Source organism: Hymenobacter mucosus (assembly GCF_900188255.1).
Taxonomy (GTDB): Bacteria; Bacteroidota; Bacteroidia; order Cytophagales; family Hymenobacteraceae; genus Hymenobacter; species Hymenobacter mucosus.
Window position 1 is genome coordinate 317,961 of the sequence record NZ_FZNS01000002.1, and the last position, 15,681, is coordinate 333,641.

Here is a 15,681-nt window from a genome sequence, read left to right on the forward strand (position 1 = left end):
TGCTGTAACCTACTTCCTAACATCTGGCCTTGCAGCGCTGAGCCACCACGCGGGCCGTATTTTAGTTTTAGCTTGCAGCTAATGCCGTGGAGCCGACTTGTTCTGCTGAGCAAGCCCCGCGGCGCACGCCGAAGCTTACGCCCCGTCCCTCATGCCTTTTGCTGCTTACCGCCGGGCCCTGCCCCTATTGCGCATTCCTTTTTCGGTGTACTTAATGCCGATTTTCTGGTTCGGCCTGAGCGCCCTGCGCCAGCCCTTCAGCCCAGCACGAGCCGCGGGCGTATTTATCGTGCTGCACCTATTAGCCTACCCTGCTTCCAATGGGTACAACAGCTACTACGACCGGGATGAGGGCAGCATTGGGGGCCTTAAGAGCCCGCCTAAAGTCTCGGCGGAGCTGCTACATCTGGTATGGTTATTCGACGCCTTGGCGGTGGGTGGCGCCCTACTACTCAACTGGTGGTTTGCACTCCTGGTAGCCATTTATCTACTTGTGTCGAAAGCCTACAGCTACGAGGGCATCCGACTCAAGAAGTACCCCTTGGCCAGCACGGTAGTTGTGGTAGTGTTTCAGGGCTTATACACGTTTTTGATGACGCAGATAGGCGTAGGAGCTTCCCCCGCCGAGATATATCACCCCCAAAACCTACTGTTGGCGCTGGTCAGCACCCTCTTTCTGTGCGGCTCCTACCCTCTCACACAAGTGTATCAGCATCAGGAAGATTCCCGTCGCGGCGACCAGACCTTGAGCCTCCGCCTGGGTATTCGGGGTACGTTTGTATTTGCGGGGCTGGGCCTACTGCTCGGAGCCACTACCTTAGCTGCCGCGTACTTCTGGCGACGGGAGCTCCCCAATTTACTGTTGTTCCTGCTGGCTACTGGGCCCGTTACGTTTCTGTTCCTGCGGTGGGCTCGGGCGGTGTGGCACGATGCCCGAGCCGCCGATTTCGACCACACCATGCGCATGAATCAGGTATCCTCGCTTTGCCTCAGCGTGGCATTTGTTCTTATGCTACTGCGCCATCTGCTTTAACCCCTAGTAAGCATACGGTAGAACCACGCATCTGCTGAAACAGGAACGCGCCCCTACCCTGTACCAGCAGCCCAACCTGTCATAGTAGGGTAGGTAGCTGAAGCTAAACCATTGGGGGCCACCTGCGCGTACACAGTAGCTTCTCACTTAATCCGGGATGTATGATGCGTCGTTCCCTTTTGTGGCTCCTGCCGCTAGCTGCTGCTTGCTCGTCCCCCGCCAACGAGCAAACCAACTCGGAAACTACCAACCCTACCGCCGACACCTCCCAAATACCTGCCGAGCCACTGGATACTACCCGGGCCGCGGCCGTGGACGCGCAATCGGACACGTTGAAGGTGGTTCGGAAACGCCACGTATTCTCTTCCCCCTCCGTACCCGACGTCTTTACGCTAGTGCTACGGGGCCCCAACTTGCTGAGCGCAGAAGCGGCCTTCACCATTACAACCGCTAGTGGTCAAGTGATTTTTCGGGAAATGCTGAGCGCCTCTGACTTGGAGGCAGCACTGGTGTATGAGATGAAAGGCCCAACTGCCACCCAGGCCGAGCGGGAAGCCTACGTACGCCGCCGCATGGACGAATTTTTCGCCGACAAGAATTTTCAACGTCCCGCCGTACCGGCTTCCGCTACCTACCAGCCGGGCTTGGCCGACCGGGCCGCCTGGGATGATCTGCGCCGCCGTCCCGATGCTACCGGCTTCCATTACCTGGTAGGTAAAGAAGACCGCCGGGTCATTGCGTGGTCAGTGCCCAGCAAACAAGTGGTACGAGTGCAGTAATGCATTCGTAATTTCTATAGAAAAGCCCTGCCGGCGTATAGTCAGCAGGGCTTTTCTATGCGTAGTAACTGCCTCTGTTTGGCACCAGGCCTGATACAGGACCTAACGCGATTCTTCTTCGGCCTGCATTAGTGCCTGCTCTAGCCCTGCCGCAAACACCTCGTACGGCTGATACCCACGTGCCAGAACATAGCCTTGCTGACCAACGCGTAAGATGCAGGTTGGGAATCCCTGGACGCCGATTTTAGCCACGGCCGCAAATTCCAGCTGAGTACCGCGGGCAGTTTCGGGTAGAGCCAGCTGGCGGCGAAAATTAACCATATCTACTCCGTAAGCAGCGGCTAAGGGCTCGTAGGTACCCATATCATTCAGGTCGGCGCCATCGTGGAAGTAGGCGCGCTGCACGTCATGGGCAAAACGGGCAGTGTGCTCCTGCCGGAGTTGTCGGAAAGCGTGAATGGCCCGGCATGGCGGCTCTGAGTTTTGCACGTAGGTACCGGCAGCTCCCAGCGCCCGAAAACCCGCGCCAAATGGCACTCCCGTTACGGTCTCTACCTGCTGCAAGCCAGCTTCCAGATCGGGCCAGTCTTCACCAATAGGCCCTACCTGATTGCCGGTAACCATACCGCCACATAGTACCGAAACCTCAATTCGACCGGCCCACTCCTGCTGTATTCGCTGGATAGTGGGGCTCATACTGTAGCACCAGCCACACAGAGGATCAGAAATGTAAAGAATTTCGGGGAGGTCGGGCTGGTGCTGCATAGTCCGCAAAGAACCAACAGTTTCCCCTTTCTGCAAGCCAAACCGCCTTTTATTACCATTTAGCTACTGCTCAGCTTCACTCAGCAACATAATTGGCGCGTTCAACGAGAAGTACAGCCCGACATCATATTTTTCATATGAGCATTTTAATACCTAACTTGAGAATCGATGATCCTATTTTGGGAATTAGCTCTAATACATTCCTTTAGCTTCATCTATTATCTAGTTGACTGCTTGCTATACAAAAACACTTTGGTTATGCCATTGCAAGCTCTCGACTAGCCGCGCACCACATATTCTAGCTCCAATCTAGTTCACAAGCTTCCGGTCATTACACCCTGCCGGGCACACTCACCATTTTCATGAAAGTAGTCCTACTCTCTCCCACACACCACAGAATCGCAGCTAAAATTTTATCAGCAGGTGCTTTATTGTTCCTAGGAACTGCTCTTCCTGGAATGGCTCAGTTTACGAGTATCCAAAATTTCGATGGCACAGGTAATTTATCGTACACAAACAGCACTATAGGTAATACAGGGTATCCTGGAACTATAAGATCAGGTAATGCATCAAGTATCAGTGGTAGCAATGCGCTTCCTAATCAAGGAGCTAATTACCCCAATAATTATACAAGCAGTTCAAGTGGATTTGTAGTATATAATCCTAATGGTACTGGTATTGCAAGGCCTATTTCTCAGTTGACTTTCTCTCCTGTATCCTTTTCTAGATCGGAGGGCAGCACAATTAGCTTTCGTTTAGCAGCTTATTCAGATGGTGCCAGCAGTGGTCTTGATGCCACCGGAAGAGTTATATTGAGCTTAGCAACTAATATTAATAGTAATTTCACTGATTACATTACAGTACAAGGCACTTCTTCACGTGGCTCTTACTGGGATTTTGGAGCTAATGGTGTAGTATCGTCCAATTATCCAGCAGTAAACAATGCAGTGACTCCATCAGGTAACCTTGGAAGCAGTGCTTATGGTGGGAATGGAACTGGCGCTAGCACTGTTAGACTAACCTTACCTACTGGCATAACTACAGCCACTCTTCGAATTACACTAGAGGCAAATGCTAAGTCTGCTTTAGTTATAGACGATGTAATTATCACTAGTGCTAGTCCGCTTCCTGTTAGCTTAACCAAGTTTGCAGCGGCTCGTCAGGGCAACAACGTATCAGTAAACTGGGCTACTGCTACTGAGCTAAACAACGCGTACTTTGAGATACAGCGTAGCAGCAATAGCAAAGTCTTCAAGACTATTGGCCGAGTTGATGGGAAAGGCACTACCAACACGGCAGCTACCTACACGTTTACGGACAATAACCCACTGAATAGTACGGCTTACTACCGCTTGCACCAGGTAGATACCGATGGCAAAGACACGTACTCCGCTGTGGCCGCAGTTGCGGGACTCAACCAACTAGAAACTGCCGTGTACCCCAACCCAAGCGCCGGCACCATTACCCTACCGGCCACCGACGAAACGGTGCAGTATCGCATCTATTCCGCTACGGGCCAAACAGTAGCAGCAGGCACTGCTGCTGGTGGTGCAACGGTAAACATCCAGAATGTACCCCCTGGCATGTATTTCCTGGAATTGACTACGGGTGGCAAACATTCTACCCAGCGCTTCGTGCGTCAGTAGTAACCCAAGCTGCCAACAAAAAGCCCCGCTCACGAGAAGTGAGCGGGGCTTTTTGTTGAGTTAAACTAGGGCCCTAGCCATTCATAGCCATCAGGAACTCCTCGTTGTCCTTGGTGCCTTTCATGCGGTCTTTCAAGAACTCCATAGCTTCGGAGGCAGTCATGTCCGACATGAACTTCCGCAGAACCCAAATTCGGTTCAGTTCATCCTTGCTCATGAGCAGGTCTTCGCGGCGGGTACCGGAAGCAGGTACGTCAATGGCGGGGAAGATGCGCTTGTTAGCCAGCTTGCGGTCCAACTGCAATTCCATGTTGCCGGTGCCTTTGAATTCCTCGAAGATAACCTCGTCCATTTTGGAGCCAGTTTCAATGAGGGCCGTAGCAATGATGGTGAGCGAACCACCATCTTCCACGTTGCGCGCCGCGCCAAAGAAGCGCTTGGGCTTGTGCAAAGCGTTGGCATCTACACCACCCGACAAGATCTTACCCGATGCAGGCTGTACCGTATTGTAAGCACGCGCCAAACGGGTAATAGAGTCAAGCAGGATTACCACATCGTGGCCGCATTCCACTAGGCGCTTGGCTTTCTCCATGGCGATAGTGGCAATTTTCACGTGGCGGTCGGCCGTTTCATCGAAGGTAGAGCTGAGTACCTCAGCTTTCACCGAGCGCGCCATGTCCGTTACTTCTTCCGGGCGTTCGTCGATGAGCAAGATCATCAGGTACACCTCGGGGTGGTTTTCACTGATGGAGTTGGCAATTTCCTGGAGCAGCACCGTCTTACCGGTTTTCGGCTGAGCCACAATTAGCCCCCGTTGCCCTTTACCAATTGGCGAGAACAAGTCCAGAATGCGCGTGCTATACTGCCCCGATTTGGTAGTGAGCTTAAGACGCTCCTCCGCAAAGAGTGGAGTCAGGTTGTTGAACGGAATACGGTCGCGAGCTTCTTCTACCGAACGTCCGTTGATGCTTTCCACCCCCACCAGCGCGAAATACTTTTCACCTTCGCGAGGCGGACGGATAGTGCATTTCACCGTATCGCCGGCTTTCAGGGCAAACTGCTTCACTTGTTGCGGCGACACGTAAATGTCGTCGGGAGAGGCGAGGTAGTTATAGAACGGACTGCGGAGGAAACCATAGCCCCCATCGGGCATCATTTCCAAGGTGCCGTCGCCGGGAATGACAATGTCGAACTCCGGCCGTGAAGCGGGGCGGGGCTGCTGCTGATCAACAACGGGGCGGGGCTCCGTACCATTCAGGCGGGCTTCTCCGTGCTGACCCTGGCGCTGCTCTAGGCGCTCGGCCTGGCGCTGCTGGCGTTGCAGTTCACGTGCTGCGTAGCGCTCCTCCCGGCGTTGCTCCCGTCCTTCACGCCCATCGGGGCGGACGCCGTCGCGCAGGGGACGCTGCACTACATCGCGGGGCTCGCGAGGCGCATCGTTGCGGAAGTCGCTGCGGGGCTGGTCATTGGCGGGGCGAGGCTCCCGGCCATTCTGCCCAAGCTCCGAGCGACCATCGCGGCCATCTCGTTGAAAACGTTGGTCGCGACCATCGCGCAAGGGCGCAGGTGCCGTGGGGTCAATTGGGCGCAGCTCGCGGGGTAGGCTTTGGGGAGCCAAGGCGGGCGCTGGAGCTACTGAGGCTTCTACTTCCGCAACCGGAGTCTCTGCCACGGGAGCTGAGTCTTCGGCGGGGGCTTCTAACACCGCCACTTCAGAAGCGGTAGCAACAGCGCCGTTAGTGGGGCGGCCGGCACGGTCGGTGCGCTGGCGACGCTCTGGGCGCTGGTATAATTTCACAGGGCGGTCGGGGCCATCGGCAGCCGCGGGAGCGGGTAGTGCTTCTACTGGCGCAGGGCTAACCTCTGGTGCAGCACTAGGCACCTCCGTGGAAGGCACTTCTACGGGAGCAGGAGCGGGTGCTTCGGCTACTGGTGCCTGTGGTGCTACTTCTGCAACGGGGGCGGCAGGGGCTTCTACCACCGGGGTTTCAGCTACCGGGGCTGCCTCGTCAGGTACGGCGGCGGCGGCAGGAGCAGCTTTCGGAGCACGGGCGGGGCGGGCACTGCGGGCCGGACGAGGGGCGGGAGTTGCGGCAGGCTCGGGGGTTACTTCAGCCGTGGCTACCTCCTCCACTACTGGGGCCGCACTAGCAGCCTTGCCCGTAGCGGGCTTTGTTTTCTTAGGAAGCTTATCGGCGGGCGTAATAGCCTGCTGATCAAGGATCTTATAGATGAGATCTTGCTTACTGAGTTTTTTGAAGTTACCAACGTTCAATTCTTCAGCAATTTCCTTCAAATCGGACAACAGGCGGTCCTTCAACTCTTCAATAGTGTACATAATAAGATGCGGGGCAAAAATCAGGCGGGGGTACTAAGCCGAACAACAGGCAGCACAGGCCATTCTGGGCACAAAAGGCACGGCCACAGCAGTGCGCAATCAACAGAAAGCGGAAGCAAAAAGGAGGGTGGTAGCGGAAGGCGCTGGAAAAATTGCGGGCCGCACGCATGTACAATTGTAGACTGCGGGCCCGGCATCAGCCGCCGGCTTGCTAGCGCAATGTTAAGGTAATACACGGGAACTGCCAAATCATATTCCAGATTTTACAGTCTGTGTTCATAACGCGGTTTTTGGTCATAAGGATTCACGTAAACAGCTTCTTACCCAAAGAAATTTTGCAGCCTGTAGCTGCGTAGCCGAGATAGTACCTGTGTATTAGTGCCAAACGGCCGCTGCCTATCATAAGCAAATCGGTGGCGTTTGCTGCATCTGCCAAATAAGAACTATACTTTTGTTGTATTCCAATTCGCGTTTTCTGCCGTTATGCTGCAAGTTTCTGTACTGAAAGAGCACACCGATGCGGTGCTGGCCGCCCTGGCCAAAAAGCATTATAAAACTGCGGAGGCCGATGTGCAGGCCGTACTGACGCTCGACCAGCGCCGCAAAGACCTGCAAACGGCTCACGATGCCAGCCAGGCGGAAGCCAATGAGCTAGCCCGCCAAATTGGCGGCTTGATGAAGTCTGGCGACAAAGCCGGTGCTGAGGTATTAAAAGCTCGCACTGCCGACCTGAAGCAGCAAACCAAATCACACGCCGAAGAGCTTACGCAGGTGGAGTTTGCCTTGCAGCAAACGCTCTACAAGCTTCCCAACCTACCCCATAGCAGCGTACCCGAAGGCCGCACCGCCCAAGACAATGAGGTAGTACGCGAAGGGGGCCAGAAGCCCGAGCTGCCAGCCGATGCCCTCCCCCACTGGGAGCTAATCAAGAAGTACGACATCATTGACTTCGAGCTAGGCAACAAAATCACGGGCGCCGGCTTTCCCGTGTATAAGAAGCAAGGCGCTCGTCTTCAGCGGGCTTTGATCAACTTCTTCTTGGACCAGGCCCGCGATGCGGGCTATGACGAAGTGCAGCCTCCGATTTTGGTGAATGAGGCCAGCGGCTACGGCACCGGGCAGCTACCCGATAAGGAGGGCCAGATGTACCACGATGCGCAGGACAACCTCTTCCTGATTCCGACCTCCGAAGTACCCATCACCAACCTATACCGCGACGAGATTATTGCCGCCGATCAACTGCCGATTCGTAATACGGGCTATACTCCCTGCTTCCGGCGGGAGGCAGGTAGCTGGGGTGCCGATGTGCGCGGCCTCAACCGCCTGCACCAGTTCGACAAGGTGGAAATCGTGCATATTACCTATCCCGAGAAAAGCTACGAGGCCCTCGACGGTATGGTAGCGCATATTGAAGGGCTATTACAGCAGTTGGAGCTACCCTACCGAATTCTGCGTCTGTGCGGCGGCGACATGGGTTTCACTTCGGCCCTCACCTTTGACTTGGAAGTATGGAGCGCCGCCCAGCAGCGCTGGTTGGAAGTAAGTTCGGCCTCTAACTTTGAAACCTACCAAGCTAACCGTCTTAAGCTGCGCTACCGTGGTGAAAATGGTAAAACGCAGCTACTTCACACGCTCAATGGCTCGGCCTTGGCCCTTCCCCGCATTGTTGCAGCACTGTTGGAGAACAACCAAACCCCAGAGGGTATTCGCTTGCCCGCCGTACTACATAGCTACTGTGGTTTTGATACCATCAAGTAAGCAGTAGTACAACAGTGTATAACTAAAGAGGCCCGCCGTAGCGGGCCTCTTTAGTTTGGGGTAACTGTAGCAACGGTATCTAAAACTCGGCCAGTTGGCTGTCTACGTAGCACCATGCCCATTGCTCGCCAGGTTCGGCGGAGGTGACAACGGGGTGCTCGGTAGCACGAAAATGACGCGTGGCATGCTTGTTCTTAGAGGAGTCGCAGCAGCCAACATGCCCGCAGGTCTGACATACACGCAAGTGCACCCACGTGTCGCCCATGGCTATGCATTCTGGGCAGACGTGCTCACTTGGGGCCGGCAATAAGGTGTGTAAGGAGTGAAGGTGGTTGCAGAGGGCCATGGGTAGCAAGGCATAAAGTGTGGGCGAGTATAGCTAACTATCTTTATTCTGCTCCTATTAAGTTGATTGTCAACCGCAGTGCACCGCTTGTTAAGGTTTTTTTACACGGGCCACCTCCCCGATATAATCCGCAGGCGTTGCTGCTGCTCAAGGCTGATGCTCTAGTTCTACCTCAATATTTCCCCTGCCCCTTTCTAACAAAAAGCCGCTTCTACCAAAGCAGGTAGAAGCGGCTTAGAGTAAGCCTCCTGAAATCAGGGCATCCTTATGATTTGGGAGTGTAAGGAAATTTCTTGGATGCGTTGCGCATCAGCACATTTACCATGCCTTCCGTGGAGCTGCCTACTGAGCCAGAAGCTATGTAGTCGTATTTCCACAAAAGCTTACCAGCATCCGACTCGTGGATGTTAACGGTGATGTTGGCTTGGTTGGTGGCACCCCAGGCACCTACCAGCAGGCCTACTGCTACGGCAGCGCCGTCGCTCATGGGCTTAGACGTACGTACGCTCGTAGTAAGCACGGCATCTACTCCAAGGATTTTGGCTAGCTCCTGCGGCGAGTGGCTACGCAATTCAGTATAGGGGATATTGCTTTCGCGCAAACGCGTATTGGTTTGCATTATATCCTGAAATTGTACGGTATACCCACGTTGCTGGCTCCGACGAAGCAACCATGCGTAAATTTTCTCCTGGAAGTCTATCCCACTCTGCTGCTCAGTAGCACGCAGTTGCTCCGTTGACATCCGACGAGCCTGGTTAGGACGGAGCTGCATGGTAACTGCAGCAGGCAAAATAGCTACCGTTTTATGCTTGGGAGCATACGAACGGAAATCCTGAGCCATATAAATGCTGGGGCCGCAGGCGGTAAAGAGTACTGATACTAGCAAAACAGCTAGCACTCGAAAAGTAAAAACTCGCATAGAGAGCTGTAAGAGTGAATGTATGAAATAGGATTATGCCTGCTTAAAACGCTTGCAATTATACAACATTCCGCAACATATAGAAACGCCGTTAATTATATTTAACACATAAAGCGAAACAAAATTCAAGCAAACACGTTGCGCCGAAATATCCGCGTTATCCGTGGCTGGTAAAGGACAGTGAAGCTCAGCCTAGGATATGGACTAGCCGGTACAGTTGGCGGAAATACAACTAGACTACTTAGGCTAGCGACCAACTGGTGAAGCTGGAAAGTCCAAGTCGAAGCGGATGTCGCGCATGCACTTAAAATGCCCTTGAGGGCACTTTTCATAGCCAATCTTGGAGCAGGGTCGGCAGGGCAGCCCGTTTACTTCCAGAATGCGAAACTCTGTGTGGTAAGGATACATGCCAAACTCCGGCACGGTGTTTCCCCACACACTTACAATCTCCTTACGAAACGCAGCAGCTATGTGCATCAGGCCCGTGTCGTGGCTTACTACTAGCTGCGCCTGACGAACTAATGAGGCCGATTGGTTGAGTGAGAACTTACCACAGGCGTTGTAAATCAGAGGAGCCTTGGTGACGGGAGGCGCCGGGAAATACGCCGGGCTGTCGGGGATGCGGCCGGGAGCAGGTGAAATTGCGGCGGCCTCTTTTTCGAAAGCTAGTTCTACCACGTGCCCAGTGCTTTCATCACCGGGGCCACCGAGTAGGACAATGGGCTGGCGCAACTGCCCGCACAATTCAATAATGCGCTCTACGGGCAGACGCTTGGTAGCATGCTGGGCACCAATGGCAAATGCAATATATCCTCGCTGGAAGCCCGCCGGCAGGTCCGTATGAACATCTACCTCATCCTTGGCAGGAATGAAATAATCTAGCCCGCGCCCATCGTTTTGCACTCCCAAAGGTGCCGCCGCTGCCAAGTACCGATCCACGATATGGACGCGCGGCATGGTGTTTACCTTCAGGTTTACCAGCAGCCACTTACGCCAGTTTAGCTTATTGAAGCTGGAAGACTTCACGCCTAATTGCAGCTTAATTAGGCTAGTGCGCAGATTATGGTGTAAGTCCACCACAAAGTCAAACTGCTCGGCCTTCAATTCCGCTACCAGTTCCTTGAGGCTCCCGGTTAGGTAATGACCTTTGTCAACGTACGGATTCGGCTCAATAAGGCCCCGAAACGCTGGCTTGGTAGCCACGTGTACTACCGCACCTGGCACCTGTAATTTCAGGCCGCGCAGTACGGGAGTTGTGAGCACAATGTCGCCAATGGAAGAAAAGCGCAGAACAAGGATTTTCATGCAGCAAGGGTTCGGCCTCTGGTGGCCTAAAGGCTGAAATCGGCAATGAGTTCCACCTTCCTAGAAGTGAAATAGGTAGAAGCACTTACGTGGCGGCACTAGCTTCCGTAGGCAAAGCGTTAGTTTACGCGTCCGCAATTGCCTACAGAAGGCAGTGTGCAGCGCCCGCCAGCGCTAGCCGGGGTTACTATCCAAACAAGGAATCCTTAAACTCCAGAGGTGGCTTGATGGCGGCCTTACGTTGGGCAAAATACTCGGCTACCTCCGCCGCCGACTTGGCGTTGAAGGTCATTTCTCGGGTTAGCCCGCCTTTTCGGCCCATAAACACTCCGTACCGCATATCGGCGTAGCCATTAGTGTGGTGGGCATCCGGGTTGATGCTGAGTTGCACGCCTTGCTCCAGTGCGTAATGCACCCACCGCCAGTCTAGGTCAAGACGCCAGGGGTTGGCATTTATTTCGATGATAACCTGGTGTTGCGCGCACGCATCAATAATGGCTTTGTGGTCGAGAGGGTAGCCCTCACGGCGTAGCAGCAGGCGGCCGGTAGGGTGGCCTAGCATGGTAGTGTACGGATTCTCGATGGCCCGCAGCACCCGGGTGGTGGCTTTACGCTCATCCATTTTCAAGTTGCTGTGCACCGATGCGACAATAAAGTCGAACGTTTCGAGGATAGCCGGTGGGTAGTCCAGGGAGCCATCGGAGAGAATATCTGACTCGATGCCCTTGAAAATGCGAAAAGGACCCAATTCTTGGTTTAGTTCATCTATTTCGCGCTGCTGCTGGCGCACGCGCTCAGGCTGCAAGCCATTAGCATAGTGAGCAGCTTGCGAGTGGTCACAAATACCCAGGTACTCGTACCCCTGGTCGCGCAGGAAAGTGGCCATTTCGCGTAGGCTGTGGCTGCCATCGGAGTAGGTACTATGGTTGTGCAGGGAGCCGCGCAAATCCTGGTCTTCCAGCAAGCGGGGTAGCTTGTTTTCCCGGGCCAGGGCTAGCTCCCCCAGCCCTTCGCGCAATTCAGGCTCCACGTACTGCACGCCTGCTTTCTGGTAGATGTCGGCCTCCGAGGCAAAACGCTCCCGCTTTGCCCACTGGCGCAGGGTAGCCGGTTGCCCAGCCCTTGCCTCACCCAATGGCTCGGTCAGGTGGGCCTCTGCTGCTGACTGCAAGAATACTTGGTTAGTAAAATCAGCTGGTGCTACAAACAACACTTCCACTTTGATGCCGGATGCCGTGGCCGTGCCGCGCCATGCGAATGGGCCGCTCAGCAACGGATCGGCGGTGATACCTTCTAACTGGTTGAGCACTGCATGCGCGGCTGCGGGGTCGGTAGTGGCTGCTACCACGCTCACCGTTTCAACTATTTCCAAGCGGCGGCGCACTTCACCCGTCACGGCGGTTTGCGATACGCCAGCCGCGCCCTTTACGTGTTCCACCAAGCTAGTGGCTAGTTCCTCGGCTTGGGGATAGAGCACTTTGCCCTGGCTCTGACTCGTGAATTCCAGGGCCGCTAGAATAGCATCCTGCGTTTTCTTGCCAAAGCCTTTCAACTTACTTACTTGGTCGGCCTCGGCTGCTTCGCGCAGCTGCTCGGGGCTCTCAATGCCTAGTTCCTTCCACAGGCTCCGGATTTTTTTGGGGCCAATGCCCTTGATGCCTAAGAGCTCTACTACACCGGGCGGCGTGCTATTAAGGAGGCGCGTAAGTTCCTCAAACGTACCCGTATCGAGCATTTCGGCTACTTTGGCGGCGGCTGTTTTGCTTAGGCCCGTGCGGTCGGGCAGGCCGTGCCGCTCTAGTGTAGCCACGGGTACGCTTAGCTGCTCCAGGGCACTGGCGGTGCCTTCGTAGGCTCGAATTTTAAAGGGGTTTTCTTCGTGCAGCTCCAGTAGCTGGGCCGCAAGACGGAAGGCACGGATGAGGGCACGGTTGTCCATAGCTGGCAAAGGTAGCGGGTGGGATGAATGTAGCCTAGGCTGGGGCGTATACGTATGTTGGCTACCCATCTTGGGCAGGACGCGGTCAATTTGTTTACTTTCGGCAGTTGGGTCGCAACAGCTACGCTGGAAGTGCCGCGGCCGCCAACTTGCGTTGCGTTTGTTTCCATACGGCCCTAGGGCTTCGGCCGGCCACCTTTTTGCTTATTCTGTATGCGCCTGTTCACTCTCCTTGCCTGCCTGAGCGTGCTGCTCCTGGCCGCTACCTGCCAGTCTGGCGCCGAATCTGCCGCCCAACTCAAGCAGCTGGAGCGCACTTGGTTGCACGCCCACGAGGAAGACCAGGCCGATGTGCTCGTATACCGCCCCAATACTTATGACTTCCCCCCTTCCCGGGGCCGCACGGGCTTTGCCTTCGACCACAATGGCTTGTTTACGCAGTACGATATTGCCCCCACCGATGGCATAGAGGGCCGCAGGGGCCGTTGGACGGCGGAAAACGACCATACCCTCCGCATTACCCTCGAAGACAAGAAGGACCCCGACTATACGCTAGAAATAGTATCCTTGGAGAAAGACGTGCTGAAAGTGCGGCGGGTGGAGCTGTAGGTTAACGCTGAGCACTAGCGGGTTCCGAAGGTGGCAGCACCAGAAGCTTCTTTCGTAGCTTGCAGGCCATGAACTATTGGCTTGTAAAATCTGAACCGGCGGCCTACTCCTGGGCCGATTTCACCCGTGACGGCAGCACCGACTGGACGGGTGTGCGCAACTATCAGGCACGCAACTTTCTGCAGCAAATGCAGCCCGAGGACTTAGTCCTCTACTACCACAGCGTGAGCGACAAGGAAGTGGTGGGCGTGGCCCAAGTAGTAGCGCCTGCCGCACCCGATGTAACGGCGGAAGCTGGCAGCCCTTGGGTGGCCGTGCGCCTGAAGCCCTTTCAGCCCTTGGCGCGTGCCGTGTCGTTGGCCCACATCAAACAAGATGCTCGCCTAGGACAAATAGGGTTGCTCCGCCAGTCGCGCTTGTCGGTAATGCCATTGCGGCCAGAAGAGTTTGATGCCATTCTTGAGTTGGGAAGCTAACTCGTCATCGGCTACTTGTACTACCCCGCGGCTGCCCAATTTGGGCAGCCGTTTTTATTTGCTAGCACGTATGGAAATCTATCGAAACCGGCATCAACTATCCGCGGCGGGAACTGGTATTGCCTGGGCTTCGTCGTATCTTACTTAGGTATTCCTAGGGTCTTGCACCTGCGCTATGAAACACTCCTACGTTCTTCTGCTACTCTGCTGGCTGGGCGGGCTGGCCACTACCGTGGCAGCTCAAACCCCAGACCCGGCGCCTACCCAACCCGCCCGCTTAGAGCTTGACTTAGATGCGTACGAGAGCGATGTGCACGTAGTACCCATGCCCGAAGACAGCAGCGTGGTGTTGCTGGTAGAAAAGGAGCAGCGTACATCCTCGCGCTCCGAGTTTAGCTTCCAGAAGTACGATTACCGCTTGCACGCAAGCCGCCATCAAGTGCTGGAAGTGCCCCGGGAGTACGAATTCAGCCAGATTTGCGCCGAAGGCACCGATGTATACACGTTGTTTCGCTCCCAAAGTACCCCTGGCAAGCTGTGGATAGCTGCGTTTGACACCCGCACGGGCGAGCTAGGTACGGGCGAATTTGATACCAAGCTGGTTCGCTCCGTGCACGACCTGAAAGCATTGGGCGGCAATCTCTTCGTGACAGTGTCTTTAGATCGGCACCTAACCATTTTGCTGCTGGATTTGCATACTGCACAGTTCCGCTTTCTTCCCTCCGTGTATGAGCCCATGCCGGCCACCTTGTCTTTCCTGGCTGACTCCGTGACCAAGCGGGCTGAGTTCGTGCTTAGCGAGTCAAACGGCTTTAAGTCGCGGTTGCAGGTAAAGCAGCTTTCTGACCAAGGCCAGCTACTCCGCTCTGAGTTTGTGCAGGCGGAAAGCGAGCGGGGTCTTATTGCGGCCCAGCTTAGTCCTGGCGACAGTGCCGCTCGCCTCCTGGCCGGCACCTATACCCTTCGCGACGCCCGTTACTCCCAGGGCTTGTTTGCGGCCGACCTAACCGCGGGCACCACTGCTACCGGGCAACGCCGCTCCCTGCGCTTCTACGATTTCCTCAATCTGAAGCACTTTTTCGACTTTATGAAGCCGTCGAAGGTAGCGCGCATGCGGGAGCGTAATGCCCGTCTCAAAGCCGAGTCGCGCCAGAAACGCCTCCACTACCGCGTGCTCATGCACGATATGCGGCCGTTCGAGGGTGGGTATGTGCTGGTAGCAGAAATGTATTTCCCCCGCTACCTGTACGGCAATACCTACAGCCCCTTTGCCTACATGCCTGGCTACTACCCCGGCTATAATCCGCGCTATAACTCGTACTCAGCCCGCGGCAATGAAACCTACCGCACTACCCAAGCGCTGGTATGCAGCTTCGACCGACACGGCAATTTACTATGGGACAACTCTTTCCTAATGGAGGACGTGGAAACCACGACCCTGCAAGAGGTAGTACGGATGCAGCCCTTACCTCAAGGCCGGGTGGCCCTGTGCTACCTCGACGAGGAAAAACTACGCTATAAGATCATCGACCGCGCCCTACCTTCACCCAATGACCAGTATGTGCTATTAGCCACCAACACATCTGGCCTCAAGGAAAAATCAGTGAACGTGCAGCAAACGGGACTGCAAGCGTGGTACGGCAGCCGTTTTGTAGCATATGGCTACCAGGATGTACGGCCCGAGCATGGAGAACATCGTAACGTATTCTTCCTGAACGCCATCAATTTTCAATAGTCGTTCCTGGAAAACAGGCGCGGGCCAGCTGCG

At 55.1% G+C, this 15,681-nt stretch carries 13 protein-coding genes; 7 read left to right on the forward strand and 6 right to left on the reverse strand.

The window, feature by feature from the left end:
• Positions 1 to 151 precede the first annotated feature (151 nt).
• The gene (locus CHB83_RS05300; RefSeq protein ID WP_089331925.1) at positions 152 to 1,033 is read left to right on the forward strand and encodes a UbiA family prenyltransferase; all 882 of its coding nucleotides are present in this window, start codon (positions 152 to 154) and stop codon (positions 1,031 to 1,033) included.
• A 161-nt stretch (positions 1,034 to 1,194) separates the two neighbouring features.
• Positions 1,195 to 1,812, forward strand: a complete 618-nt coding sequence (locus tag CHB83_RS05305; RefSeq protein WP_089331926.1) for a hypothetical protein — start codon at positions 1,195 to 1,197, stop codon at positions 1,810 to 1,812.
• A 102-nt stretch (positions 1,813 to 1,914) separates the two neighbouring features.
• Here CHB83_RS05305 and CHB83_RS05310 read toward each other — a convergent pair whose 3' ends face one another.
• The gene (locus CHB83_RS05310) at positions 1,915 to 2,577 is read right to left on the reverse strand and encodes a DsbA family protein (protein WP_089331927.1); all 663 of its coding nucleotides are present in this window, start codon (positions 2,575 to 2,577) and stop codon (positions 1,915 to 1,917) included.
• A gap of 947 nt (positions 2,578 to 3,524) precedes the next feature.
• Between CHB83_RS05310 and CHB83_RS23755 the strand changes: the two genes are divergently transcribed.
• Positions 3,525 to 4,223 (forward strand): T9SS type A sorting domain-containing protein, encoded by a 699-nt coding sequence (locus tag CHB83_RS23755; protein ID WP_179225460.1) that lies wholly within the window; start codon positions 3,525 to 3,527, stop codon positions 4,221 to 4,223.
• 73 nt (positions 4,224 to 4,296) lie between these two features.
• Here CHB83_RS23755 and rho read toward each other — a convergent pair whose 3' ends face one another.
• Positions 4,297 to 6,561 carry a transcription termination factor Rho gene (gene rho, locus CHB83_RS05320; RefSeq protein WP_089331929.1) on the reverse strand — a complete coding sequence of 755 codons (2,265 nt, stop codon included), beginning with the start codon at positions 6,559 to 6,561 and terminating at the stop codon, positions 4,297 to 4,299.
• 483 nt (positions 6,562 to 7,044) lie between these two features.
• Here rho and serS point away from each other — a divergent pair, with 483 nt between their 5' ends.
• A complete protein-coding gene (gene serS / locus CHB83_RS05325) occupies positions 7,045 to 8,319 on the forward strand; it encodes a serine--tRNA ligase (RefSeq protein WP_055562463.1) in 1,275 nt (424 codons plus the stop codon).
• Positions 8,320 to 8,398: 79 nt separating this feature from the next.
• Here serS and CHB83_RS05330 read toward each other — a convergent pair whose 3' ends face one another.
• The 4 genes from CHB83_RS05330 to CHB83_RS05345 form a co-directional block, all read right to left on the reverse strand.
• Positions 8,399 to 8,665: a UBP-type zinc finger domain-containing protein gene (locus CHB83_RS05330; RefSeq protein WP_072144789.1), complete on the reverse strand. Its 267-nt coding sequence runs from the start codon at positions 8,663 to 8,665 to the stop codon at positions 8,399 to 8,401.
• 265 nt (positions 8,666 to 8,930) lie between these two features.
• The gene (locus CHB83_RS05335; protein ID WP_089331930.1) at positions 8,931 to 9,584 is read right to left on the reverse strand and encodes a hypothetical protein; all 654 of its coding nucleotides are present in this window, start codon (positions 9,582 to 9,584) and stop codon (positions 8,931 to 8,933) included.
• Positions 9,585 to 9,830: 246 nt separating this feature from the next.
• Entirely contained in the window at positions 9,831 to 10,889 is a 1,059-nt protein-coding gene (locus CHB83_RS05340; RefSeq protein ID WP_089331931.1) for a glycosyltransferase family 9 protein, read from the reverse strand.
• A 187-nt stretch (positions 10,890 to 11,076) separates the two neighbouring features.
• Positions 11,077 to 12,828, reverse strand: coding sequence for a helix-hairpin-helix domain-containing protein (locus tag CHB83_RS05345; RefSeq protein ID WP_089331932.1), 1,752 nt, complete (start codon positions 12,826 to 12,828; stop codon positions 11,077 to 11,079).
• 213 nt (positions 12,829 to 13,041) lie between these two features.
• On the opposite strand from CHB83_RS05345, the gene CHB83_RS05350 reads away from it, so the two are divergent.
• The 3 genes from CHB83_RS05350 (at position 13,042) to CHB83_RS05360 (ending at position 15,648) form a co-directional block, all read left to right on the forward strand.
• Positions 13,042 to 13,437 carry a hypothetical protein gene (locus CHB83_RS05350; RefSeq protein ID WP_045687588.1) on the forward strand — a complete coding sequence of 132 codons (396 nt, stop codon included), beginning with the start codon at positions 13,042 to 13,044 and terminating at the stop codon, positions 13,435 to 13,437.
• Between the two features lie 68 nt (positions 13,438 to 13,505).
• A complete protein-coding gene (locus CHB83_RS05355) occupies positions 13,506 to 13,913 on the forward strand; it encodes an EVE domain-containing protein (RefSeq protein WP_089331933.1) in 408 nt (135 codons plus the stop codon).
• Between the two features lie 175 nt (positions 13,914 to 14,088).
• Positions 14,089 to 15,648: a hypothetical protein gene (locus CHB83_RS05360; protein WP_089331934.1), complete on the forward strand. Its 1,560-nt coding sequence runs from the start codon at positions 14,089 to 14,091 to the stop codon at positions 15,646 to 15,648.
• Positions 15,649 to 15,681 lie beyond the last annotated feature (33 nt).

Coding starts and splice junctions, on each gene's coding strand:
- CHB83_RS05300 (WP_089331925.1), top strand. CDS start 152: ATGCCTTTTGCTGCTTACCGCCGGGCCCTGCCCCTATTGCGCATTCCT.
- CHB83_RS05305 (WP_089331926.1), top strand. CDS start 1,195: ATGATGCGTCGTTCCCTTTTGTGGCTCCTGCCGCTAGCTGCTGCTTGC.
- CHB83_RS05310 (WP_089331927.1), bottom strand. CDS start 2,577: ATGCAGCACCAGCCCGACCTCCCCGAAATTCTTTACATTTCTGATCCT.
- rho (WP_089331929.1), bottom strand. CDS start 6,561: ATGTACACTATTGAAGAGTTGAAGGACCGCCTGTTGTCCGATTTGAAG.
- serS (WP_055562463.1), top strand. CDS start 7,045: ATGCTGCAAGTTTCTGTACTGAAAGAGCACACCGATGCGGTGCTGGCC.
- CHB83_RS05330 (WP_072144789.1), bottom strand. CDS start 8,665: ATGGCCCTCTGCAACCACCTTCACTCCTTACACACCTTATTGCCGGCC.
- CHB83_RS05335 (WP_089331930.1), bottom strand. CDS start 9,584: ATGCGAGTTTTTACTTTTCGAGTGCTAGCTGTTTTGCTAGTATCAGTA.
- CHB83_RS05340 (WP_089331931.1), bottom strand. CDS start 10,889: ATGAAAATCCTTGTTCTGCGCTTTTCTTCCATTGGCGACATTGTGCTC.
- CHB83_RS05345 (WP_089331932.1), bottom strand. CDS start 12,828: ATGGACAACCGTGCCCTCATCCGTGCCTTCCGTCTTGCGGCCCAGCTA.
- CHB83_RS05350 (WP_045687588.1), top strand. CDS start 13,042: ATGCGCCTGTTCACTCTCCTTGCCTGCCTGAGCGTGCTGCTCCTGGCC.
- CHB83_RS05355 (WP_089331933.1), top strand. CDS start 13,506: ATGAACTATTGGCTTGTAAAATCTGAACCGGCGGCCTACTCCTGGGCC.
- CHB83_RS05360 (WP_089331934.1), top strand. CDS start 14,089: ATGAAACACTCCTACGTTCTTCTGCTACTCTGCTGGCTGGGCGGGCTG.